Origin of the sequence: Streptomyces sp. NBC_00647, from assembly GCF_045207245.1 — a bacterium.
In the GTDB taxonomy this organism is placed as follows: domain Bacteria; phylum Actinomycetota; class Actinomycetes; order Streptomycetales; family Streptomycetaceae; genus Streptomyces.
Genome location: NZ_CP109040.1, coordinates 7,398,566 through 7,422,721, shown reverse-complemented (window position 1 = coordinate 7,422,721; position 24,156 = coordinate 7,398,566). Strand labels below are relative to the sequence as shown.

Here is a 24,156-nt window from a genome sequence, read left to right as displayed (position 1 = left end):
CGGCGCCCCGTCTCTCGGCTCGGGCGTGGACGGTATGTCGGGCACGGGATCCCCTCCCAGCCGGCCTCCGGGCAGCCCGCAGCGCGCCGTCGAGGCGGGGAGGCTGCCGACCGGTATCTCGTCGGCACACGCCCGCGATGATCAACGGGCGGCGTGGCGCACAGGGTACCCACGGGCAACGGGGCTCACGGTGGGGCAGCGGGGCTGTAGCAAGCCTGTGACACAGCATGGCGCCCGGCCCTGCCGAGGCGGCCGACGTGACGCCTTCCGATGCCTCCCGAGGGACGCCCGCGGCACCGCCCGTGCACCTCAGCCCGCCGGGCCACAGCTCAATGGCCCGGGGAGCCCTCCGTTTGGCACGTACGTCGTACGGCCTACGCGTCGCCGGCCGAACGCCCGTAGGCGGGTCCCGGCACCCATTCCGGCAGCGCCTCCGTGGCATCCAGCCACGCCGCGGGCGGCGTTCCGGCCTTCCCCGAGGCGACCACGCCGCCCACGATGGAGCAGGTCGTGTCCACGTCGCCGCCGACCTGGGCGGTGGTCCAGAAGCCTTCTTCGTAGTCGCCCAGGGCGCGGGCGGCCGACCAGAGGGCGAAGGGAACCGTGTCGTGGGCCGACGTACGCCGTCCGCAGCCCAGTACGGCTGCGACGGTCGCTGCGTCCCCGTAGTCGAGCATGTCCCGGGCGCGCCGCAATCCGGCGCCCACGGCGCTGCGCGGCACGAGCGCGATCACGCCGTCGAGCAGGGCCTCGGCGCTCGGCGGGCCCGCCGGGTCGGCGGCCAGCGCGGCGGCCGCGGCGACGGCCATGGCCCCGACCACGGCCTCACGGTGCTGGTGCGTGGGATAGGCGGAGATCTCCGCCTGGTGGGTCGCCTGCTCCGGGTCGTCGGCGTACCAGGCCCCGAGGGGGGCGATCCGCATCGCCGCGCCGTTGCCCCAGGAGCCCTGTCCCTTGAAGAGGGCGGATGCCAGCTCGCGCCAGTCGCCGCCCTCCCGGATCTGCCGCAGCAGCCGGCTGACCGCGGGGCCGTAGCCCCGGTCGAAGTCGTGGTGGCCGGCGAAGGAACGGGCCAGTTCGTCCTGGTCGATGCGGTGGCGTGCGGCCAGGACCGCGACCACCGAGCAGGCCATCTCGGTGTCGTCGGTCCACTGCCAGGGGCGCGGCGGCAGCTCTCGGCGCTTCAGCAGCGGGTAGTTCGCGGGCACGAAGAACTGCGAGCCCAGCGCGTCCCCCACCGCGAGTCCGCGCAGGCTGGCCAGGGCGCGGTCGAGGCGCCCGTCGGGAGAGGAGTCAGCGATCATCGCCCTGCCACTCTATCCGGTGACCCCGTACGGTTCCGGATCACGCCATTGCTCGAAGGGACGATCAAGGGTGTATCTGCCGTCCTCCCCCAGAACGAGCATCCGCACCTCGCCGTTCCCCGGGTTCGAGAGCGATTCGAACTCGGCGACCGTCCAGTGGAACCAGCGCATGCAGAACAACCGCATGGCCAGGCCGTGGGTCACCAGGAGCACGTTCGGCGGATGGTCGGGGGCCTCGAAGCTCCGGTACAGGCTCTCCAGGAAGCCGCCGACCCGGTCGTACACGTCGGCACCGGACTCACCCTGCGCGAACCGGTAGAAGAAGTGCCCGTACGCGTCGCGATAGGCCTTCTGGAGACGTACGTCGTCACGGTCCTGCCAGTTGCCCCAGTCCTGCTCCCGCAGTCGCGGCTCCTCGCGCACCCGGACCTGCCCGGGGTCGAGGTGAAACGCTCGGAACGTCTCGTGGGTGCGACGGTACGGGGAGACGTAAACGCTTACGCGCTCCCGGCCGAAGACGTCGCGCAGCCGTTTGCCGGTGTCCTCCGCCTGTTGCCACCCCGTCTCGGTGAGCGCCAGAGCGTGGTCGGGCTCGCGTTCGTACACGGTGTCATCGGCATTGCCCACCGACTCGCCGTGCCGGACAAGGACGATGCGCCGTGGTCGTGCCATGCCAAGACCCTAGATCGTATCGGCGCGGATCGAGCAGTCGTACCGGCCCTATACGGCGCATGTCACACCGTTCCTGCACATCAGGGCCGACTCGGTGCCCGCCTGCCGTCAGACGATCCAGCCGGGTTCCAGCTGCACGATGTCCCCCGCCAGGGCGGCTATGTCGGCCTCGATCTGGGCGCGCAGCGCCAGCCTCTCCACCCGTTCGGCGCGGTACTTGCCGTGCTCGGCGGCCGACTTCCACATGGACAGGACCAGGAACTCGCTGCCGGGCGCCTCGCCGAACAGGCCCCGTACCATGCCGGGCGAACCCGCCATCGCGGGGTTCCAGACCTTCTCCTGCATCAGGGCGAAGTGCTCGGCGCGGTCCTCGTGGACACGGCAGTGCGCGACCCGCACCACGTCGGCGTCCGTGAAGCGCGGCTCGAAGCCGGTCTTCACATCGAAGCGGTAGTCGAACAGTTTGACCTGGGAGTCCTTGAACGTGCCCGACTGCGCGGCGGCGAGCCGGTCATGGGACCGGGCCATGAAGGAGTCGTAGAAGGCACGGCTCTCCCAGAAGGCGAAGATGTGCGCGACGCCGGACCGCCCCACACTCCATCCTCCGCCCTGTCCCCGGAATCCCGGCTCCCCCAGAAGCCCCGCCCACTTTCGCTGCCCCCGTTCGAAACCGCGGCGATCGACCACGGTGCAGCGAATCCACTTGACCAGCACCGCGCCATCGTAAGGCCACGGAACGTGGCGCCGGTCACTCTCCGGCGCAGTGGATCCGCGCGAGCCCCCCGGCGCGCGTGGCACGATGGACAACCGGCCATGCTCTCAGGGCAGTTGGGCCGGTGATTGCTGAAGAACGGGGAGGGAAAATCCGGTGAACGGTCTCAACAAGGGCATCCGCAAGGCCGAGTTGGCAGTGAAGTGGGATCCGAGTCCCGTAGGTGAGCCCGCGACCGACCTCGACATCATCGCGGCGACCTATCTGGCGTCCGCACCCCAGGGGAACCCGGACTACGTGGTGTATTTCGGCAGCCGCTCGCCGGACGGCACCATCTATCTGAACCGCGACAGCAAGGACGGCAAGGGCTTCGGCTGGGACGAGGTCATGACCCTCGAGCTCGACCGCCTGGACAGCCGCTACGGGCGCGTGGTGGTCGGCGTGCTCATCCAGCAGCGCACCGGACCGAAGACGTTCGTCGGCGTCCTCAATCCCGGCTTCCGCCTGCGCGAGGGCTACACCGTCCTGACCGAGGGCGACTTCGGCGATGTCCTGGGCGCGACGGCCGCGACCATCGGGGAGTTCGTACGCGACCACTCCGGGGAGTGGACGTTCCATCCCGGCATCCACGGCTACGACACGGACCCGGCGACCTTCGCCAGGGTCATGGGCAGCCCGCAGGAGGCGTGAAGCGCGCTCCCCCGGAGCCCGTGTCGCGCACCCCGCCCGACCACCGTCGCGCAGGGCCCCCGCATGACCGCCTCCGCGAAACAGGCCCCCGTGGAACCGCCTTTTCGAAACAGCGCTCTCCGTAGGACCGCGAAAAGGCTCTCCGTAGCAGCGCGAAAAGACCGAAGGGCGGCACGGCCAGCGGCTTCTCAGCCGTTGGTCCAGCCCGGGAGCGTCGGCAGCACGGCCTCGGCGACCCGGAGGAGGGCCGCGTCGTCCGGCGTCACGTCGTCCTGCCGCCAGATGACGACCTCGAAGGCACCACCGCCGTCCTTCGCGTCCTTGGCGACCACCAGGCGGCGGGCCGTGCCGCCGGGACCGGCGTCCGCCTTGCCGGAACCGAGGGTGAGGGCGACGGTCCGGTCCGAGTAGAGGACCGCCGGGTGGCCCAGGATCGTCCTCGGCTCCGCGGACGCGCCCAGCAGATCGACCCACTGGGCTACGGAGAGCCGGTCGTAGGAGGCCGAGAGCTTCACGGAGTAGGACGTGAGCGTGACGTTCGCTTCGGGACTGGCGATCCTGGTGTCACCGGCCACAGTGAAGTAGCCCCCGCTTCCGGAGGCGGTCTCCGCGTGTTCGTCCGGCGTCCCGAGCAGGGCCGGCAGGTCCTTGCGGTTCAGTGCTTCGCAGAGTTGCTCTCCGGAGACGTATTTCGCCGGCAGCCTGCTGTCCTCCTTCGAGCAGATGGCCGGTCCGCTGGCAGCACCGCTGTTCTGTGGGAGGACCTGCGCCAGGAGCCAGATGCTCGCGGCCACCAACGCGACCATCAGCACCGCGGAGACGGCCTGGGACCCTGCGCCGGCGCCGTTCTTCGAACCGGCCGCACCGTCGGTCATGTCCCCCACTCTCCCCATCGCGCCCCATGCGCGCGGAGGGAGACTAACCGGTGATCGTTTCGCGGGGAACTCGAACGCCAAGGGCGGTGCGGTCGAATGTCGACCACACCGCCCTGACCGGCTACGTCACGCCCGACAGGCGCTCGGTGTCAGCTGCAACCGCTGGTCGAACCGCAACCCTCGCAGATGTAGCAGGAACCGGCCCGCTGCATCTTCGTGCCGCAGGAGAAGCACAGCGGGGCATCGGCCTGGATGCCCAGCTGCATCTCCACCAGCTCGGCGCTGGTGTGGACCTGCCGCGGGGCGGGCTCGGCCGGCACGGCCTCGACCTTGGGGGCCGCGACGGCCTTCAGCTCCTGCGCGCGGGGCGCGGACTGGGCCAGACCCTCGACGTCGACCTCGTCGTCGGAGGGCTCGTAGGAGCCCGTCTCCAGGTGGCGCTGGCGCTCCTCGGCGGAGTGGATGCCGAGCGCGGAGCGCGTCTCGAAGGGCAGGAAGTCCAGCGCCAGGCGGCGGAAGATGTAGTCGACGATCGACTGCGCCATCCGCACGTCCGGGTCGTCCGTCATGCCGGCCGGCTCGAAGCGCATGTTGGTGAACTTCGAGACGTACGTCTCCAGGGGGACGCCGTACTGCAGACCGACCGAGACGGCGATCGAGAAGGCGTCCATCATGCCCGCGAGGGTGGAACCCTGCTTCGACATCTTCAGGAAGACCTCGCCGAGACCGTCGTCCGGGTAGGAGTTGGCGGTCATGTAGCCCTCGGCGCCGCCCACCGTGAAGGAGGTGGTGATGCCGGGACGGCCCTTGGGGAGACGCTTGCGGACCGGACGGTACTCGACGACCTTCTCGACCGCGGTACGGATGGTGTCCTCGGCCTTCGCCGTGACCTCGACCTTTTCCTTCTCCTTGGTCTTCGCGGAGAGGGGCTGGCCGACCTTGCAGTTGTCGCGGTAGATCGCGAGCGCCTTGACGCCCATCTTCCACGCCTCGAAGTAGACCTCTTCGACGTCCTCGACGGTCGCCGTCTCCGGCAGGTTGACCGTCTTGGAGAGCGCGCCGGAGATCCACGGCTGGATCGCGGCCATCATGCGGACGTGGCCCATCGCGGAGATGGAGCGCTCGCCCATGGCGCAGTCGAAGACCTCGTAGTGCTCGTGCTTGAGGCCCGGGGCGTCGACGACATTGCCGTTCTCGGCGATGTGGGCGACGACCGCCTCGATCTGCTCCTCCTGGTAACCCAGGCGGCGCAGAGCCTGCGGCACGGTGCCGTTGACGATCTGCATCGAGCCGCCGCCGACCAGCTTCTTGAACTTGACCAGCGCGAGGTCGGGCTCAAGGCCGGTGGTGTCGCAGGACATCGCGAGACCGATGGTGCCGGTCGGGGCGATGACGGACGCCTGCGCGTTGCGGAAGCCGTTCTTCTCGCCGAGGCGGACCACGTCCTGCCAGGCCTCCGTGGCGGCGGCCCAGATGGGGGTGTCCAGGTCGTCCACGCGGACGGCCGTGGTGTTGGCGTCGGCGTGCTGCTTCATGACGCGCTGGTGGGGCTGCGCGTTACGGGCGTAGCCGTCGTACGGGCCGACGACCGCGGCGAGCTCGGCGGAACGCTTGTACGACGTACCCGTCATCAGGGAGGTGATGGCGCCGGCGAGCGCGCGGCCGCCGTCGGAGTCGTACGCGTGACCGGTCGCCATCAGCAGGGCGCCGAGGTTGGCGTAGCCGATGCCCAGCTGGCGGAAGGCGCGGGTGTTCTCGCCGATCTTCTCCGTCGGGAAGTCGGCGAAGCAGATGGAGATGTCCATCGCGGTGATGACCAGCTCGACGACCTTGGCGAAGCGCTCGATCTCGAAGGACTGGCGGCCCTTGCCGTCGTCCTTGAGGAACTTCATCAGGTTCAGCGAGGCGAGGTTGCAGGACGTGTTGTCCAGGTGCATGTACTCGCTGCACGGGTTCGAGCCGTTGATACGGCCGGACTCCGGGCACGTGTGCCAGTGGTTGATCGTGTCGTCGTACTGGATGCCCGGGTCGGCGCAGGCCCACGCGGCCTCGGCCATCTTGCGGAAGAGCGACTTGGCGTCGACCTCCTCGATGACCTCGCCGGTCATGCGCGAGGTGAGGCCGAACTTGCCGCCTTCCTCGACCGCCTTCATGAACGTGTCGTTCACACGGACCGAGTTGTTGGCGTTCTGGTACTGGACGGACGTGATGTCGTCGCCGCCCAGGTCCATGTCGAAGCCCGCGTCACGGAGGGCGCGGATCTTCTCCTCCTCCTTGACCTTGGTCTCGATGAAGTCCTCGATGTCGGGGTGGTCGACGTCGAGGATGACCATCTTGGCCGCACGGCGGGTGGCGCCGCCCGACTTGATCGTTCCTGCGGAGGCGTCGGCACCGCGCATGAAGGAGACGGGACCCGAGGCGTTGCCGCCCGAGGAGAGGAGCTCCTTGGAGGAGCGGATGCGGGAGAGGTTCAGGCCGGCACCGGAGCCGCCCTTGAAGATCATGCCCTCTTCCTTGTACCAGTCGAGGATCGACTCCATGGAGTCGTCGACGGCCAGGATGAAGCAGGCGGAGACCTGCTGGGGCTGCGGCGTCCCGACGTTGAACCAGACAGGGCTGTTGAAGCTGAAGATCTGGTGCAGGAGGGCGTACGCCAGCTCGTGCTCGAAGATCTCGGCGTCGGCGGGCGAGGAGAAGTACTTGAAGTCCTCGCCGGCCTTCCGGTACGTCTTCACGATGCGGTCGATGAGCTGCTTGAGGCTCACCTCGCGCTGCGGGGTGCCGACCGCACCGCGGAAGTACTTGCTGGTGACGATGTTGACCGCGTTCACCGACCAGAAGCCGGGGAACTCGACGCCACGCTGCTCGAAGTTGACCGAGCCGTCGCGCCAGTTGGTCATGACGACGTCACGGCGCTCCCACTCCACCTCGTCGTACGGATGCACGCCGGGGGTGGTGTGGATGCGCTCGATGCGCAGTCCCTTGCTGGCCTTGGCTCCGCTCTTTGCGCGGGAACCCCGTGCCGGACCGCTCGCCGTCTCTGTCATTGCCGCCTCCCTGTAACAGGCTAAAACGCGCTGAAGTGCCGCGAACTTCCCGTGGCACGGTCTGTGTCTGATGCTGCGTGTGGCGCTGACGCGGCCTTGCGCAGCAAGTCTGTGGTCGCCGCCGTGGGCGGGGCCGGACGCCCTGGAGGGGCCGGCCCGCTGTCAGTCGGCGGCGGTGGCGGGCACGGGAACCTCCGCGGTCCCCGCGGGCCCGTGATCGTTCTCCTGGCGCACCACGTCCGGGTCGTCGTCGTCCGCGGCGGGGCGCTGATTCACCTGCCTGAGCTCCGCGATGGCGGCTTCGAAGTCGTCGAGCGAGTCGAAGGCCCGGTACACGGACGCGAACCTCATGTAGGCCACGAGGTCGAGTTCCTGCAAGGGTCCGAGTATGGCCAGCCCCACGTCATGGGTGGTCAGTTCGGCGCTTCCGGTGGCTCGCACGGCCTCTTCGACCCGCTGGCCGAGCTGGGCGAGCGCGTCCTCGGTGACCGGCCGCCCCTGGCAGGCCTTGCGCACGCCGTTGATGACCTTGATCCGGCTGAAGGGCTCGGTCACGCCGGAGCGCTTCACCACCATCAGCGAGCACGTCTCCACGGTCGTGAAACGACGGGAGCAGTCGGGGCACTGGCGGCGCCTGCGGATCGACGTGCCGTCGTCGGTCGTACGACTGTCGACGACGCGGCTGTCGGGGTGCCTGCAGAAGGGACAGTGCATGGCTCCAACCCTCCTTCACAGCACGACTCAGAGGCCTCTCGGGACCTCCCAGGCCCCTCGAAGCAGCCTCAAGCATAGGCGATACCCGGGGGTCCGAAGACCGAGGGACCACAACTTCTGGGATGCCGCCGCAATCCAACCACTAGATGTGGGGCTTGGCTCGTGAATTCGCCCACGACCCGCGTGTCGTGCACGTAAGGGCACGTGCCGCACAGGCATACCCATCCCGGACACGCGGGGATAGCGTGGGCGACGCACGGAAGGGGGCCGGTTCCCGGCTGGTCGGCCATCGAATGGCAGACTGGACGGCGGCCCAGGTCGGTCGGCACGGCTGCCGCCTCGGCGGTGAAGGGTACAGCAATAAGCCCCTTTGTCCGCGAGGCGCGTTGCCAGCCATACACCCAGACACATGATCGCGACAGGCAATCCACGTTTTTTCACTCGAACGTGTGTTTGGCGCAACCTTTCGAAAGCAACTACCGTTGTCCAGCAGGGAGACCATCGAGAGGGGCCGACGTGACCACCACCGCAGACAGCGCCACCATCACTGCCCAGGAGCGCTCCCAGGGCCGACTCGAGCCGGTGCATGCGATGAACGAAGCCGCGAATCATGAGGGGCCCAAGCGCTCCCTGCCTGGCCGACCTCCAGGCATCCGGGCCGACAGCTCGGGACTCACGGACCGGCAGCGCCGGGTGATCGAGGTGATCCGGGACTCCGTGCAGCGGCGCGGCTACCCGCCGTCGATGCGGGAGATCGGTCAGGCCGTCGGCCTTTCCAGCACCTCCTCGGTCGCGCATCAGCTCATGGCACTGGAGCGCAAGGGCTTCCTGCGCCGAGACCCGCACCGCCCGCGTGCGTACGAGGTGCGGGGTTCCGACCAGTCGTCGGTGCAGCCCACGGACACGGCGGGCAAGCCGGCCGCGTCCTATGTGCCGCTCGTCGGCCGTATCGCCGCCGGTGGCCCGATCCTCGCCGAGGAATCGGTCGAGGACGTTTTCCCTCTCCCCCGCCAGCTGGTCGGCGACGGAGAGCTGTTCGTCCTGAAGGTCGTCGGTGACTCGATGATCGAGGCGGCCATCTGTGACGGGGACTGGGTGACGGTCCGCCGCCAGCCGGTCGCCGAGAACGGCGACATCGTCGCCGCGATGCTCGACGGCGAAGCCACGGTGAAGCGCTTCAAGCGCGAGGACGGACACGTGTGGCTGCTGCCGCACAACTCCGCGTACCAGCCGATCCCCGGTGACGAGGCGACCATCCTCGGCAAGGTAGTGGCTGTACTGCGTCGGGTGTGACACCGCGACGGGCGGACCCCCGCCCCCGCCCCTGACCGGGCCCCGGAACCAACTGCGCCGGTTCCGGGGTCCTGTGCGTTCTCTGGCCGGGGGCCTTGAACGGACTCCACTGGTCCTTCGGCTGTGGGGTCCCAGGGTTCCATACGCCTCATAGGCAGCCCGGGCCAGGGGGTTCCACGCGGCTCCTGGACACGCGGTCCAATGCTCCCCGTGGCTCATGGCCACGCGGTCCAGGGCTCCGCGCGGCTCCTGGACACGCGGGTCCAAGGCTCCACACGGCTCCTGGACACGCGGTCGAAAGCTCCCCGTGGCTCGTGGCCACGGGGCTCGGGCTCCGTGCGACTCGTGTACCAGGTCCAGGGGGCCATGGGCCGGCCAGGGCGCTACGCGTCCTCCGCCTCACTCGCGGGCTCGTCGGCCTGCCCTGCCGTCTCCTCGACCGCCCTCGCCTTCTCGTCGATCGCGGCGAGGGATCGACGGACCTGATTGCGGTCCGTGGTGTACCAGAAGTCGGGCAGCGAGGCCTTCAGATAGCTGCCGTAGCGAGCCGTGGCCAGACGCTGGTCCAGCACGGCGACCACGCCCCGGTCCCCGGAAGCCCGGACGAGGCGGCCGGCGCCCTGGGCCATGAGGAGCGCGGCGTGGGTGGCGGCGACGGCCATGAAGCCATTGCCCCCGTTGTCCTCGACCGCCTTCTGGCGGGCGCTCATGAGCGGGTCGTCGGGGCGGGGGAAGGGGATCTTGTCCATGACGACCAGCTGACAGCTGGTACCCGGCACGTCCACGCCCTGCCAGAGCGAGAGCGTGCCGAAGAGGCAGGTCTTCGGGTCGGCCGCGAAGTTCTTGATCAGCTCGCCGAGCGTCTCCTCGCCCTGGAGCAGGATCGGGTACTCGGGGATGCGGGTCCGCAGCTCCTCGGCCGCGAGCTGAGCCGCGCGCATCGAGGAGAACAGGCCGAGCGTACGACCACCGGCGGCCTGGATCAGCTCGGTGAGCTCGTCCAGCATGTCGCCGCGGTCGGCGTCCCGGGCGGGGCGCGACAGATGCTTGGCGACGTACAGGATGCCCTGCTTGGGGTAGTCGAAGGGCGAGCCGACGTCGACGCCCTTCCACTGGGGAAGGTCCTCTCCTTCCGTCCCCTCCGGGGCGAGCCCCATCGACGCTCCCACGCCGTTGAAGTCACCGCCGAGCTTGAGGGTCGCGGACGTCAGGACGACGGAGCGGTCGGCGAACAGCTTCTCCCTGAGGAGCCCGGACACGTTCATCGGAGCGACCCGGAGCGAGGCTCCGAAGCGGTCGTGCCGCTCGTACCAGACGACGTCCCATTCGGAGCCGTTGGCGATGCGCTCCGCCACGGCGTGCACGGCCTCCACGGACGCCAGCGCCTGTTTGCGCACCGCGTCCTCGTCCTGGACGGACTTGTCGCGGGTGGAGCCGATGGCCGTGATCACCGTGCGGGCGGCGTCGCGCAGGGCCATCAGCGCGTACCCCAGATCCTCGGGGATCTCCTCCAGGCGTCCGGGCAGAGCCAGCTCCATCAGACGCTCGAAGCCCTCGGCGGCGGTCTGGAGCTGGTCGGCGGCCTTCTCGTTGGCGAGCTTCGCGGCGCGGCGCACGGCGCGGTTGACCTGTCCGGGCGTGAGCTCGCCGGTGGCGACGCCGGTGACCCTGGAGACCAGCTCGTGGGCCTCGTCGACGATCAGCACCTCGTGCTGCGGAAGGACCGGCGCGCCCTCGATGGCGTCGATCGCGAGCAGCGCGTGATTGGTGACGACGACCTCCGCGAGCTTGGCTCGCTCGCGGGCCATCTCGGCGAAACACTCCGCTCCGTAGGCGCACTTGGTGGCGCCGAGGCACTCCCGGGACGACACCGACACCTGGCCCCAGGCCCGGTCGGAGACACCCGGTGTGAGGTCGTCCCGGTCACCGGTCTCGGTCTCGTCCGACCAGTCGCGCAGCCGAACCAGGTCCTGGCCCAGCTTACTGGTGGGCGCGGCCGCCTCGAACTGGTCGAAGAGGCCCTCCTCCTCGTCCTGCGGCACGCCCTCGTGCAGGCGGTGCAGGCACAGGTAGTTCGACCGGCCCTTCAGCATCGCGAACTCTGGGCGGCGGCGCAGCAGGGGGTGCAGCGCGTCGACGGTGCGTGGCAGGTCCCGCTCCACGAGCTGCCGCTGGAGCGCCAGGGTGGCGGTCGCGACGACCACCCGCTCCCCGTGCGCGAGCGCGGGCACCAGGTAGCCGAGCGACTTTCCGGTACCGGTGCCCGCCTGCACCAGCAGGTGGGAACTGTCGTCGATGGCACCGGCGACCGCTTCGGCCATGGTCACCTGGCCAGGGCGCTCCGTACCGCCGACGGCAGTGACGGCAGCATGCAGGAGTTCGGGGAGTGAGGGCTTTGTCATAGCGCTGCCAGCCTACGGGGCGCCACTGACAACCGAGCGATCAAGGCCGGAACCGAAGGCGTGATCAAGCCGCGTGCGGGCCGGGTCATCACGGCTGGTGAAGTGGGTTCGGGACGGTGCCGTGGACGGCGGCGTGCGGGCGCACCGGGCGATCGCGGTAACCGTCCAGGTGCAGCCGGTTGCGGTTCAGGCACAGCCGCTCGATACGCGGGGTGAGCAGGTCGAACATCTCGTGACGGTCCTTGAGCTCGGGGAAACGTGTCTGGTGGCGGATGATCTCCCCTCGTACGAGGGACCAGAATTCATCCTCAGGAACACCAAGGTGCTCCTCGCAGAGCGGCGCGAGATAGCGGAACACTCCTACGAACAGCGCGGAGTGGATGAACTGGATCAAGAAAGCCGGCGGCTCGGTCAGCAGCACCCGCCGCACCTCGTCCGGCATGGAGGCGTGCTCGGGCAGTGGTTCCGCACTCACGTTGATGTCGTCGACGAAGTCCTTCACCGCGAGCCGCACGGGGACGTCGTGGTCGTCGAAGACGACGATCGCGTTCTCGCCATGGGGACTGAAGACCGTGCCGTACTGATAGAGGAAGTGCAGCAGCGGTGGCAGGAGCACGGCGAAGAGACGGCGCAGCCAGGCCGTCGGGGCGAGTCCGGAGCGGGCCACCAGCTGGGCGGTGAAGGAGCGGCCCGCCAGGTCGGTGTGCAGAAGGGCTGCCAGGGTGCGGGCGCGTTCACCGGGTGCCAGGTGGCGGGAGACCGGCTCGCGCCAGATCGCACCGAGCAGTTCCCTGTACTGATAGGGCACCTCGGGGAGCGCGTCGTACACCGGATGTCCCACGGTCACGGAGGCGACCTCGCCGAGCAGGATCACCCCGCAGGTGTCCCGCAGGAAGGGATCGGCCTCGCGCAGGGAGTGCATCCAGGTGGTGACGGCGGGCGCGGCGAGCGTTCGCTGGGTCGGAAGCCCGCGCCACACCAGGGTGTTGAGGACGGACAGCGGCAGTTTCACGGTGTGCCGTTCCGGACGCGACACGTTGACGAACGTGCGGACGGACTGCTGGGCCAGGCGTAGATCGCCGTCCGAGTGCAGCGGCACGATCGCGTCCGTGGCGATGTGAGGAGCGAAGAGGGGCAGGACGACGTCGTCCCACTGCCAGGGGTGCACGGGCAGATAGAGGTACGACTCCGGGGCGAGCCCGCGCGCGCGGAGCACCCCGTCGAAGGACTCCCGTGTGGCGGTGGCCAGTTCGCGCTCGTACAGGCGGTCCGCCGTGTCGAGACCGCCGACACCGCGGTAGGTGGCGAGCCCGGTGTGTACCGCGATCCACGGAAGGGGTGTCGCCCTGCGGGCCTCCGGTGCCCAGTGCCCGGCGTCCCGCGCGGAGAAGCCGAGGCGGCCCTTGTTGAGGACGATCCACGGGTGGCCGGTCTGGTGGCCCTCCAGTTCCGCGTATCCCAGGTCGGCCAGCTCGGCGGCGGTGAGGGCTTCGTGGTCGAGGCGTGCATCCGCGGCGAGCGTCGTACTCAGCTCACGGATGCCGTGCCCGAGCGTCGCCCCGTCGAGCCCCAGCGTGCCGCGGGCGCGCGTGAGGAAGCCGACGGGGTCGCTGAAAGGCCGGCGCTCCGCGTCCCCGTCCCTGAGGGCGAGGGAGTCGGGGTCCACCCGCCAACTGCCGTACGCGGTACGGCGGGCGCGGAAGGACACAGTGCCGCCCGCGTCGAGTCGGAGTGTGTACGGGGCACTGGGGGTGCCGGGGGGAGCCGCGCGCGGGGCGGAGGGCGGGGCGGAGAACGCGGCCGAGGTCGGGTGCGGTGGCGAGGCTTGGGGTGCCGCCGGGGCCGAGGTCGAGGTCGGAGATGAGGCCGAGATCGGGGCCGGGGGCGGGACCGGGACCGACGCCGAGGACCACGCGGAGGGCTGGTCCGAGGCCGACGCGGAGGGCTGGTCCGAGGCCGAAGCCGAAGCCGGAGTCGAGGCCGGCTCCGGCTCCGGCTCCGGCTCCGGCTCCGGCTCCGGCTCGATGATCCCCTCGTACGCGAACTCGCCGATCATCTTCGCGAGCAGGCGACGGCCGGCCTGCTCCCAGCGGTCCGCGCGCAGCTCGGGTGGGTCGTAGAGGGCGGGCGTCTCTCCGGCGGCCGGGGTGGCGGATGGAATCGACACGGGAACTCCTCGACAGGGAACCGAATCGGGACGAGCGGTGTACCAAGAGTGACGGCTCTACGACAGATCGCGCAGGGCCCGGTCTCGGACCATGAGGGCTGCGCGCTTGTCGGGCAGATCGACCTCGGCGGAGAACCGGAAGCCGGCGCTGAGGAATGCGGACACGGAGGGGGTGTTGCGAAGATCGGGTTCCGCGACGACACGAGCGCACGAGGGGCGCTTCTCGAGTACGTGGTCGGCGACGGCTCGGAGCAGGGTGGAGCCGAGCCCGTGCCCGCGGTTGACGACATCACCGATGAGGAGGTGGATTCCGGTGTCGTGCGGTCGGGCGGGGTAGTGGCGTGCCAGGGGATCAAGATCCGCGCGGTAGATCTCCCAGTAGCTCATCGGGGTGCCGTCCAGCGTCCCGAGGCATGGAACGCTGCGTCCGTCACCGTCGATCTGCCGGCGCAGATGCTCCTCGACGACGGACTCGGATCCCGCCAGCTCCCAGAATGCCGCGACGGCGGGGTCGTTCATCCAGCGCGTGATGAGCGGGAGATCGCGCTCGGTGCGCGCGGGGACGAGATGAAAGACGCCCGCGGGTGTCGCGATCGGCCCCCAACCGCCGACACGGTCGAGAAGGTCGTCCCCGACGGTCCCCTCCCGAGCCTCGTTGCCCCCGCCGTCCCCGGCGAACAGAGCGATCAGCTCATCGGGGAGGCGCAGGTCGAGCGTGTCCTCGCTGTCCGTGCCGGCGCCGCGGTCCGCACCGGGGTCCGTGAGGGATACGGGACCGGGGGCGGCTCCGGGGACGGGTCGGGTGGCGCGGGCGGTGCCGGCGTCGGTGCTCGCGTCGGTGGGAAGCACGACGACGCTCCTCTCAGAAGGCGGGGTGGGGCATGTTCCTCAGGAATGAAGGGGGTTGGAGATGGTGACGTAGACGGACTGGGTGTCGACCGGACCGACGAGTTCGTCGAGGCCGTGCAGCCGGGTCAGCAGGTTGGCCTTGCAGCGCAGGACGGGTGAGTCGAGCAGGAGGGCGGGCAGAGGCGACCGCAGCCGGGACGGGCCGGTGACGACGTCGGTGAGGAAGCGCCGGAACGCGGCGAGCAACAGCCTCTCGTCGGCGAGCTGTTGGGAGCCGAACGCACCGATGAGGCCGAGCACGTTGTTGATGCCGAGGTAGTAGGCGAAGCGTTCGTCGGTGACCTCGTCGGAGACGAAGGTGTCGCTGTGCGTCCCGATGCCGGGCAGCCGGGCGTCGAGTTCCGCGCGCCGGGACTCGCGGAAGTAGTAGCCCTGGTTGTCCCGGTAGCGGCCGCCCGTGGGCCAGCCTTCCGCGTCCAGCAGGAGAAGGGTGTTCTGCTGGTGCGCCTCCAGCGCGATGCCCGCCTCGCTGTCCAGCCAGAGCACGGGGCGTACGACGGCTTCGAGGTAGCGCAGGAACCACTCGGTGGCGACGGCGCCGCGCGGGCGGCCGGTGCGGCCGGCGAGGCGTGTGACGACCTCGCTGAGCCGGGACCGCATGCGGGGGCCGCGCCCTGCCGGGTCGGGCGTGCCGAGTCGGGCGTGCGGGCGTGGTGAGACCAGTCCCGCGACGCAGCCGATGTCGTCCGTCGGGCCGAACGGGTTGTGGCGGATCATCACGTCGAGCCCGGGAAGCGGGTTGCCGTCCGGGCCGTCGACGGCGAGCCAGGCCGGGTCGCGGACGATGTCGAAGCCGGGGTGGACGGCCTGCCACTGCTTGAACAGGCCGCCGCGCAGCAGGCGGTGGACCTCCACGCCCCGGTGGAGTTCCTTGCGGAGGTTCTCACGACGGGAGTTGGTGATGCGCAGGCCCAGCGAGAGCTTCAGCATCGCGGGGGCGCCGGTGCGGTAGACGGTGCGGACGGAGGAGGTGGGGTGCCACGCCGTACCCCGCGGCCCGAGGGCCTGGAGCAGCCCGGCGTCCAGGAGGGCCGCGATGTCGGGGCGGTGCTGGATCTCGCGCATCTGCCAGGGGTGCAGCGGCAGTGCAGCGGCGTAGCCGTCGGGAAGCGTCAGGTCGGTACCGGCCAGCCGCCTCGTCAATTGCTCCGCCGATACGGGGCGGCCGCGCTCCGTCCACGCCGAGTCGGCCGCGAGCACCGAGGGGGCGACCGCCATCCAGTGCAGGGGGAAGGAGCCGCGCAACTCGGGTGAGTAGAACCGTCCTTCGGTGTCGGAGAGGCCGTCGCGTCCCTTGGGTGTCGGGTGCAGCGGGTGGCCGAGGAGGAGTGCCTGCTCCGCGGCGAGGAACAGCTCGGGTGTGTCGTCGGGGTGTTCCCTGCGGTCCCTGATGAACACGGCGGTGCGGCGCACCGAGTCGGCGACGCGGCCGACGAGGTCGGCGCCCGCACCGGCCGGGTCGTCCGAGTGCCCGGCTTCGCGGTGGCACGGCGCGGCTCCCGCCCGCTCGGCGGTGGGCGCCTGGAGGGTCGTGCCCGCGGTCGGCGCTCCGGCGGCCGTCTGCCGTGCGAAGAGGGCCGCGACCGTCACCGCGTCGGCGGCCGGTGCCTCGTCGGGAGCGTCGGCGAGGCGGGGAAGGCCGAAGCGGTGCCAGCCGGAAGCGGACCAGTGCCGGACGGGGACGAGCAGGGCGGCGCCGCTGGCCGGCAGCGCGATGCGAAGGGTGCCGTCGTCGGGGGCGGAGAGGTTGTTCTCCCGTACCCAGCAGCGCAGCAGGTTCTCGACCGCCGCGGCCTGCGCCGCCGTCCGGGTGTCGGGGTGATCCAACAGGTCGACGCCGGGCTCGTGCGGGCGCTCGGGCGCCCGGTCACCCTCCTTCTGCCGGGGAACCGACTCCGCTCCGGACAGGTGCGGGGTCGAGGTGCCGCGGGCCGCTCGCTCATACGCGGGGGGAGGGCTGTCGGGGGCGGGGGTGGCGTTCACGAGAGTTCCTTGAAGGTCGTTCGGGCTCGTGCGGCGACGAACCTGGGCGGTACTGGGTCGCGTCGGGGTCTTAACGTTCCTGGTCGGTTGTTGTGGGGGGAATTGACGGGGTACCGGTGAGGACCGCGGGTGGGGTACTGGTAGGGACGGCAGCCAGCTGGGGCTGTGATCCATCGCCGACGAGCGTTCGCCAGGCCGTGCCCGCTGCCGACCAGGGGGTCCAGCACGGTCCGCCCTAGGTCGTACGGCCGATGGCGTGCCGTTCAGACCGTCACCGCGAACCGTCGGTGGCCCGTGTCCCGTCCCTGCCGAGTCGTCGGTCTCCCTGTGCCACCGCCTTCACCGCGTCCGCGAGCCGGTCGAGCACGGCGGACGTCTGTTCGTCGCTGATCGTCAGGGGAGGAAGGAGACGCACGACGCTCGAACGACGGCCTCCGAGTTCGACGATGAGGCCTCGGCGCAGGCACTCTCGCTGGACGGCCGCGGCGAGTTCGGGGGCGGCGGGGCGCGGGCCGTCAGGGGCGGGACTCGGTGGGCCTTCGGGGTCCACGAGTTCGAGGCCGATCATGAGGCCGCGGCCGCGTACGTCGCCGATGCAGGGGAACTCCGCCGCGAGGCCCCGGAGTTGGTTCAGCATGTGAGCCCCGACGGTGGCGGCGCGTTCGGCGAGGCCGTTCTCTCGGACGTGGGCGAGGGTGGCCGTGCCGGCGGCCATGGCCAGTTGGTTGCCTCGGAACGTGCCGGCGTGGGCGCCGGGTTGCCAGACGTCGAGGTCCTCGCGGTAGACGACGACGGCCAGCGGCAGGCTGCCGCCGATGGCCTTGGACAGGACCATCACGTCCGGGGTGACCCCGCTGTGTTCCACCGCCCAGAAGGTGCCGGTCCGGCCCACTCCCGTCTGGACCTCGTCCACGATCAGCGGGACGGACCGGGCCTCCGTGATCTCGCGCATCCGCCGCATCCAGGCGTCCGGTGCCGGGATCACCCCGCCCTCGCCCTGGACGGATTCGAGGATCATCCCTGCGGGGAGCGGTACGCCCGACTTGGGATCGTCGAGGAGGGATTCCGTCCAGCGCGCGGAGAGTTCGGCACCGCGGTCGCCGCCGACGCCGAACGGGCAGCGGTAGTCCTGCGGATAGGGGAGGCGCGCGACGCGTGCGTGGGTCGCGCCGCCGGAGGCCTCGAGCGCGCCGGCGGTCATCCCGTGGTAGGCGCCGGTGAAGGCGAGCATGCCGGTGCGGCCGGTGGCCGCGCGCACCAGTTTGAACGCGGCCTCCACGGCGTCCGTCCCGGCCGGTCCGCAGAACTGGACCCGGGCGCGCTCGGCGAAGCGCGGGGGGAGGGTGCGGAAGAGTTCCGTGGTGAAGGCGTCCTTGACCGGTGTCGCGAGGTCCAGGACCTGCAGCGGCGCCCCTGAGTCGAGGACCTTCCTGATCGCCTCCAGGACGACGGGATGGTTGTGTCCGAGGGCCAGGGTCCCGGCGCCGGAGAGGCAGTCGAGGTAGCGGCGGCCGTCGGCGCCCTCGATCGTCAGCCCGCGTGCCCGCACGGGGACGATCGGCAGGGCACGCGCGTAGGTCCGTGCCGCCGATTCGCGCGCCGACTGGCGCCGCAGGATCCCCTCGTGCGCCGCGCGCGCTCCCTCGCTCGCTGCGGCATCACCGTCCCGCGCCCCCTGGGATTCCCCGGGCGCCTCCACCGGCACCACCGCTGAATCGGTCACGGCCACGACTTCAGGTCCTCCCGCTGTCCAGAGGCGAGTTGGCAAGAGGTTCCGAACGCAGGCGTCAGGCCCCCCGTACGTACCAACGACGCTGCTCGCGTTGGGAAGCGGGTGAATTCGAAGTTCCTTGCCATGCCGAAACCGCTGCCGCCCCGGCCCGATCTCCGGGGCCCTCCCCTTTCTCCACGGGCTCGGACAGTGATCGCCGCGTTGGGCGAACGCCTGCTCGAACGGCCGCTCCCGGCCAGGAGTTCTCGAGGTCGTTGCGCTCCAGGGATCCGGACCCCCGGACACCGGGGGCGTGCCATGTCCCGCGCCGCCGGGGAGACGTTCCCAGGAGGTTGGCCGACCGGCCCCCCCCGTAGCTGAACCGTTGCCGTTCCGTCGGACGTCCCCCACAGCGACCGCATAGTCTTTGGTGCCGTTCGGTCCTACCGAACGAACCGCTCGGCACCCGCCTACGCACCACCTAGTTCCCATACGCTCAGGGGGAGTTACACCATGCGATCCATACGCCCGCCCTTCGCCGCTCGTCGAGGCAGGAGCGCGCGCCGCAGAACGTCCCCCGTGCTGGCCGCCGTCGGCCTCACCGTGGCCCTGACACTGACCGCCACCGCCTGCGGCTCGGGCGACGACACAGCGAGCGGTCAGGCGAGCGCCTCCGCGTCCCAGGGCGGCGACGGAAAGATCCAGATCCCGGACGACATCAAGAACAAGCTCAAAGAGCACGGCATCGATGTCGACAAGTGGAGGGACGGCGACTGGAAGAACTGGGACAAGGACGACTGGCTGCGCGAGGCCGACGACTTCATCAACCCGATCATCAAGGACCTCTGGGACCCGGACCGGATGCGCGGCGCCGACGACCCCGACAAGAACAAGGGCGTCGACGACGCCGACCTCACCGGTGACCAGGGCGTCACCGACCCGGAGCCGGCCCCGGTGACGGCGCAGGCCGTGAAGACGGCGTACCACGCCAGCGTGCCCGAGGCGGGCAAGGTGTTCTTCGACTCCCCCGAGGGCACGATGGTCTGCTCGGCGACGGTGGTCGAGGACCCGGCGCACCCGGGCAAGTCGAACCTGGTGTGGACCGCGGGCCACTGCGTGCACGCCGGCAAGAAGGGCGGCTGGTTCCGCAACATCGCCTTCGTGCCCTCGTACAACGACTCCGGCAAGACGGCGGCGCAGATGGAGAACGCCCCGCGGCAGGAGGTCGCTCCCTACGGCGTCTGGTGGAGCGACTGGGCGCAGACCTCGGACCAGTGGATCGAGCAGGGCGGCACCACGGGCGGCCAGGGCGCCTCGTACGATTTCGCCGTGCTGCACGTGACGCCGGAGAAGGGCAGCGACGGCAAGTCGCTGGAGGAGACGGTGGGTTCGGCGCTGCCGGTGAACTTCAACGCTCCGGCCGTGCCCAAGGTCTCGAGCATCACGGCGACCGGCTATCCGGCCGCGGCGCCGTTCGACGGCCAGAAGCTGTACCAGTGCACCGACCGGCCGGGACGGCTGTCGATCGCGCAGGCCGACCCGACGATGTACCGCATCGGCTGCACCATGACCGGCGGTTCCTCGGGCGGCGGCTGGGTGGCCGCGGGCTCGGACGGCAAGCCGGCGCTGGTGTCCAACACCTCGATCGGCCCGGTCAAGTTCGGCTGGCTGGCGGGTCCGCGGCTGGGCGATGTGGCCAAGGGCGTGTACGACTCGGTGAGCGGGAAGTTCGCCGGGCAGTGACGCCGACGACGTAACAAGGTTCGGACGGACGGCGGTGGGACGGTGCGCGCGATGCGTCACCGGTCCACCGCCGTTCGTTCTTGGCCGGGCGGGCGGAGCGGGGTGCCGCGTCCGGGCGGAACCCCACAGAGCCGCTCCACGCCCGGCAAGCACGGACACTGAGCTTCAACGGGGGTCACACCACCATGCGTTCCTCAAGACGGTGGGGCCGTTCGTCCGGCGGCGGCTGGTTCCGGGTCGTCGACGGCAGGACCGAACTCGTCTCGAACACCTCGATCGGCCCGGCCGGCAGCACCTGGCTCGCGGGACCACGGCTGGCCAAGGGTGCCCAGGCGCTCTACGAGCGGATGAACGAGGAGTACGACGGCCGGTAGGCACCCGCACCTCACGGACGGCGCCCACCTCACCGACGGCGCGCCCGCGTCACAGGCGCCGTCCATGGAGACGCTCCCCCGGACACGGGCGCACGCCCAAAGCGAAGGCCCATGGCGAAGGCCCGCCCCCTCGACAGGGGACGGGCCTTCGGACATCCGGCACGGATGAAGTCGCCGGGCGGATTTTCCCGCCGGAGCAGTCGCCGGGCGGACGCTCCTATCGGAGCGCGGGCGCCGCGACGTACGGTGCGAGATCCGCCGCCAGTTCCTCGTGGACCCGCAGCTTGAGCAGCGTGCCCTCCGCGGTGTGCTCCTCGGAGATCACCTCGCCCTCGGTGTGGGCGCGGGCGACCAGCTGGCCGTGCGTGTACGGGACGAGCGCCTCGATCTCGACCTTGGGGCGCGGCAGCTCGTTGTCGATCAGTGCGAGCAGTTCGTCCATGCCCTGGCCGGTACGGGCCGAGACCGCGATGGAACGCTTCTCGTTCCGCATCAGCCGCTGGAGCACCAGCGGGTCCGCCGCGTCCGCCTTGTTGATCACGACGATCTCGGGCACCTTGGTCGCGCCGACGTCACGGATGACCTCGCGCACCGCCGCCAGCTGCTCCTCCGGAGCCGGGTGCGAACCGTCCACCACGTGCAGGATCAGGTCGGAGTCGCCGACCTCCTCCATCGTGGAGCGGAACGCCTCGACCAGGTGGTGCGGCAGGTGGCGTACAAAACCGACCGTGTCGACCAGCGTGTACAGCCGCCCGCTCGGAGTCTCGGCCCGGCGCACGGTCGGGTCGAGGGTCGCGAACAGGGCGTTCTCGACGAGGACGCCCGCGCCCGTGAGGCGGTTGAGCAGGGACGACTTGCCGGCGTTGGTGTAACCGGCGATGGCGACCGAGGGCACCTTGTTGCGGCGGCGCTCCTGGCGCTTGATCTCGCGGCCCGTCTTCATGTCCGCGATCTCCCGGCGCATCTTCGCCATCTTCTCGCGGATACGGCGCCGGTCCGTCTCGATCTTGGTCTCACCGGGACCACGGGTGGCGAGACCGCCGCCCTTGCCGCCGCCCATCTGACGGGACAGCGACTGACCCCAGCCGCGCAGCCTGGGCAGCATGTACTGCATCTGCGCGAGCGCGACCTGCGCCTTGCCCTCTCGGGACTTGGCGTGCTGGGCGAAGATGTCGAGGATCAGGGCCGTACGGTCGATGACCTTGACCTTGACGACGTCCTCGAGGTGGATCAGCTGGCCGGGGCTCAGCTCACCGTCACAGATCACGGTGTCGGCACCGGTCTCGATCACGATGTCCCGGAGCTCCATGGCCTTGCCGGAACCGATGTACGTGGCCGCGTCGGGCTTGTCGCGGCGCTGGACGACGCCGTCGAGCACGAGCGCTCCCGCGGTCTCCGCGAGGGCGGCCAGCTCGGCCAGCGAGTTGTCCGCGTCCTGAATGGTTCCCGAGGTCCAGACACCAACGAGGACGACGCGCTCCAGGCGGAGCTGTCGGTACTCGACCTCGGTGACGTCCTCGAGCTCGGTGGAGAGGCCCGCCACGCGGCGCAGTGCCGCGCGCTCGGAGCGGTCGAACTGCTCGCCGTCCCGGTCTCCGTCGATCTCGTGGCTCCAGGCGACGTCCTCTTCCATCAGGGCATCGGCCCGAAGACCTTCGGGGTAGTTCTGCGCGGGATTCTGCGCGTCCTGGGAAGGGGAAGAAGAGGAGGTCATTGGATCCTTACGTAGCTGGGAGAACATCGGGCCGACGAATGCCGTCCGCCATAGAGAACAACGCCCGAGGTCACCGGGAGATTCCCGGTTCCGGCCGGGCCAACCCTCCGAAGGGGGCCGCGCCGCCGGCTCGAAGATGGTCGCACGGTACGGCCCGTCTCGTCACGTTACTTATCGGGCCCGCCGCGCACCCGCAGGCCTCGCGCTCCCGGAGTGGCCGCGCACCCGCGGGCACCGCGCTCCAGGGGTGCCGGTGCGATCCGGGTCCCCTCGATGCACGCGCCCGCGGGCCCGCCGCCTCACGCGTGCTTGCGCGCCTTGGGGGCGTCGCTCTTCCAGTCCGGGTGTCCCGGCATCGGCGGTGTCTTCCCGGCATAGAGCCACGCCTTGAAGAACCCGCTCAGATCGCGTGCGGCGACGGCGGAGGCGAGGTCCACGAAGTCGGCCGTCGAGGCCACGCCGTCGCGGTTGACGCTCACCCAGGTCCGCTCCAGGCGTTCGAAGGCCGGGCGCCCGATCTCCTGCCGCAGCGCGTACAGGGCCAGGGCCGCGCCGTCGTACACGTTCGGCCGGAAGATGCTGATCTTGTGGCCGGGCTTGGGTCCCTTGGGCGCCGCGGGCGGTCCGCCGGCGGCGCGCCAGGAGTCGGACAGGCGGTAGGCGGCCTTCATCCGGGCCACCATCGGCTTGTTCGCCCTCTCCTCGGCGTACAGGGCCTCGTACCAGGTGGCGTGCCCTTCGTTGAGCCACAGGTCGGACCAGGTGCGGGGGCTGACGCTGTCGCCGAACCACTGGTGGGACAGCTCGTGCACCATGATCGACTCGACGTACCACTTCGGGTAGGCGGGCTCGGTGAAGAGGTCCTTCTCGAAGAGCGAGAGCGTCTGCGTCTCCAGCTCGAAGCCGGTCTGCGCCTGGGCCATCAGCAACCCGTACGTCTCGAAGGGGTAGCGCCCGACCTTGCCCTCCATCCAGGCGATCTGGTCGGGGGTCTTCCAGAGCCACGGTTCGAGCGCCGCACGGTCGGCGGCGGGGACGACATCGCGTACGGGCAGGCCGTGCGGCCCCGCGCGGTGCAGCACGCTGGAGCGGCCGATGGACACCTGCGTCAGCTCGGTGGCCATGGGGTGCTCGGTGCGATACGTCCAGGTCGTGGACCCGCGGGCCCGGTGGGTGCCCTCGGGCAGACCGTTGGCCACGGCCGTGTACCCCTCGGGCGCCGTGACGTGGATGGTGAACATCGCCTTGTCGGAGGGGTGGTCGTTGCACGGGAAGACCAGATGTGCGGCATCGGCCTGGTTGGCCATCGCGAGCCCGTCCTTGGTCCGCACCCAGCCGCCGTCCTGGTCCTTCGCACTGACCGGATCGCTGGTGTGACGCACGGTGATACGCAGCGGGCTCCCGGCGGACAGCGGTTCGGCGGGCGTCACGACCAGGTCGTCACCGGCACTCACGAAATCGGCGGACACCCCGTTGACCTCGACCGACCGCACCGTTCCGTGCGCGAAGTCGAGATTGACGCGGTCGAGCGAAGCGGTGGTCAGGGCGTCGATCGTGGTGACGGCCTTGAGCGGCTTGTCGTTGGTACCGGGGTAGGTGAAGTCGAGGTCGTACGACTCGACGTCGTAGCCGGGGTTGCCGAGGGTGGGGAAGAGCCGGTCACCCACTCCCAGGGGCAAGGCCGGGTCCGGGGCGCTCGCGGCGATCAGACAGACGGAGACGGCCGAGGCGAGCAGGGCCGACGTGACACGGCGGCTCCTCGGGCGTACGGGCGTGGGGGTGGGGTTGAGCGGCATGGACCACCGCTACCAGCGCGCGCGGGTCCCGCGGTGGCGACTCGCGCCCG

Annotated in this window: 17 protein-coding genes; 4 read left to right on the top strand and 13 right to left on the bottom strand. The window is 70.4% G+C overall.

What is annotated here, in order from left to right; genetic code table 11:
- Positions 1 to 374: 374 nt before the first annotated feature.
- From OG788_RS32665 to OG788_RS32655, 3 genes are all read right to left on the bottom strand, one after another.
- Positions 375 to 1,304 (bottom strand): ADP-ribosylglycohydrolase family protein, encoded by a 930-nt coding sequence (locus tag OG788_RS32665; RefSeq protein WP_406374767.1) that lies wholly within the window; start codon positions 1,302 to 1,304, stop codon positions 375 to 377.
- 12 nt (positions 1,305 to 1,316) lie between these two features.
- Positions 1,317 to 1,976 (bottom strand): histidine phosphatase family protein, encoded by a 660-nt coding sequence (locus OG788_RS32660; RefSeq protein WP_351535423.1) that lies wholly within the window; start codon positions 1,974 to 1,976, stop codon positions 1,317 to 1,319.
- A gap of 108 nt (positions 1,977 to 2,084) precedes the next feature.
- Positions 2,085 to 2,690, bottom strand: coding sequence for a YdbC family protein (locus OG788_RS32655; RefSeq protein WP_266763408.1), 606 nt, complete (start codon positions 2,688 to 2,690; stop codon positions 2,085 to 2,087).
- A gap of 154 nt (positions 2,691 to 2,844) precedes the next feature.
- Here OG788_RS32655 and OG788_RS32650 point away from each other — a divergent pair, with 154 nt between their 5' ends.
- Complete coding sequence (locus tag OG788_RS32650; RefSeq protein WP_351535420.1) at positions 2,845 to 3,378, top strand: TerD family protein; 534 nt, start codon at positions 2,845 to 2,847, stop codon at positions 3,376 to 3,378.
- 188 nt (positions 3,379 to 3,566) lie between these two features.
- On the opposite strand, the gene OG788_RS32645 is transcribed toward OG788_RS32650, so the two are convergent.
- The 3 genes from OG788_RS32645 to nrdR form a co-directional block, all read right to left on the bottom strand.
- Entirely contained in the window at positions 3,567 to 4,253 is a 687-nt protein-coding gene (locus OG788_RS32645) for a DUF6215 domain-containing protein (RefSeq protein WP_406374766.1), read from the bottom strand.
- A 149-nt stretch (positions 4,254 to 4,402) separates the two neighbouring features.
- Positions 4,403 to 7,300 carry a vitamin B12-dependent ribonucleotide reductase gene (locus OG788_RS32640; protein WP_406374765.1) on the bottom strand — a complete coding sequence of 966 codons (2,898 nt, stop codon included), beginning with the start codon at positions 7,298 to 7,300 and terminating at the stop codon, positions 4,403 to 4,405.
- Between the two features lie 162 nt (positions 7,301 to 7,462).
- Positions 7,463 to 8,014, bottom strand: coding sequence for a transcriptional regulator NrdR (gene nrdR, locus OG788_RS32635; protein WP_356755629.1), 552 nt, complete (start codon positions 8,012 to 8,014; stop codon positions 7,463 to 7,465).
- A gap of 516 nt (positions 8,015 to 8,530) precedes the next feature.
- Here nrdR and lexA point away from each other — a divergent pair.
- On the top strand, positions 8,531 to 9,307 hold the full coding sequence (lexA, locus tag OG788_RS32630) for a transcriptional repressor LexA (protein ID WP_266763403.1): 777 nt from the start codon (positions 8,531 to 8,533) through the stop codon (positions 9,305 to 9,307).
- Between the two features lie 383 nt (positions 9,308 to 9,690).
- Here the strand turns inward: lexA and OG788_RS32625 are convergent, their stop codons facing one another.
- From OG788_RS32625 to OG788_RS32605, 5 genes are all read right to left on the bottom strand, one after another.
- The gene (locus OG788_RS32625) at positions 9,691 to 11,709 is read right to left on the bottom strand and encodes an ATP-dependent DNA helicase (protein ID WP_351556835.1); all 2,019 of its coding nucleotides are present in this window, start codon (positions 11,707 to 11,709) and stop codon (positions 9,691 to 9,693) included.
- 88 nt (positions 11,710 to 11,797) lie between these two features.
- Positions 11,798 to 13,813, bottom strand: a complete 2,016-nt coding sequence (locus OG788_RS32620; RefSeq protein ID WP_406376906.1) for an IucA/IucC family protein — start codon at positions 13,811 to 13,813, stop codon at positions 11,798 to 11,800.
- 120 nt (positions 13,814 to 13,933) lie between these two features.
- A complete protein-coding gene (locus OG788_RS32615; protein WP_406374764.1) occupies positions 13,934 to 14,725 on the bottom strand; it encodes a GNAT family N-acetyltransferase in 792 nt (263 codons plus the stop codon).
- A gap of 39 nt (positions 14,726 to 14,764) precedes the next feature.
- Complete coding sequence (locus tag OG788_RS32610) at positions 14,765 to 16,768, bottom strand: IucA/IucC family protein (protein ID WP_406374763.1); 2,004 nt, start codon at positions 16,766 to 16,768, stop codon at positions 14,765 to 14,767.
- A gap of 271 nt (positions 16,769 to 17,039) precedes the next feature.
- Complete coding sequence (locus OG788_RS32605) at positions 17,040 to 18,497, bottom strand: diaminobutyrate--2-oxoglutarate transaminase family protein (protein ID WP_406374762.1); 1,458 nt, start codon at positions 18,495 to 18,497, stop codon at positions 17,040 to 17,042.
- A gap of 495 nt (positions 18,498 to 18,992) precedes the next feature.
- Between OG788_RS32605 and OG788_RS32600 the strand changes: the two genes are divergently transcribed.
- On the top strand, positions 18,993 to 20,222 hold the full coding sequence (locus tag OG788_RS32600; protein WP_406374761.1) for a trypsin-like serine peptidase: 1,230 nt from the start codon (positions 18,993 to 18,995) through the stop codon (positions 20,220 to 20,222).
- 185 nt (positions 20,223 to 20,407) lie between these two features.
- On the top strand, positions 20,408 to 20,596 hold the full coding sequence (locus OG788_RS32595) for a hypothetical protein (protein WP_406377041.1): 189 nt from the start codon (positions 20,408 to 20,410) through the stop codon (positions 20,594 to 20,596).
- A 217-nt stretch (positions 20,597 to 20,813) separates the two neighbouring features.
- Here the strand turns inward: OG788_RS32595 and hflX are convergent, their stop codons facing one another.
- Both hflX and OG788_RS32585 read right to left on the bottom strand, forming a co-directional pair.
- Complete coding sequence (hflX, locus tag OG788_RS32590; RefSeq protein WP_406374760.1) at positions 20,814 to 22,310, bottom strand: GTPase HflX; 1,497 nt, start codon at positions 22,308 to 22,310, stop codon at positions 20,814 to 20,816.
- A gap of 299 nt (positions 22,311 to 22,609) precedes the next feature.
- Positions 22,610 to 24,106 carry a M1 family metallopeptidase gene (locus OG788_RS32585; protein ID WP_406374759.1) on the bottom strand — a complete coding sequence of 499 codons (1,497 nt, stop codon included), beginning with the start codon at positions 24,104 to 24,106 and terminating at the stop codon, positions 22,610 to 22,612.
- Between the last annotated feature and the right edge of the window lie 50 nt (positions 24,107 to 24,156).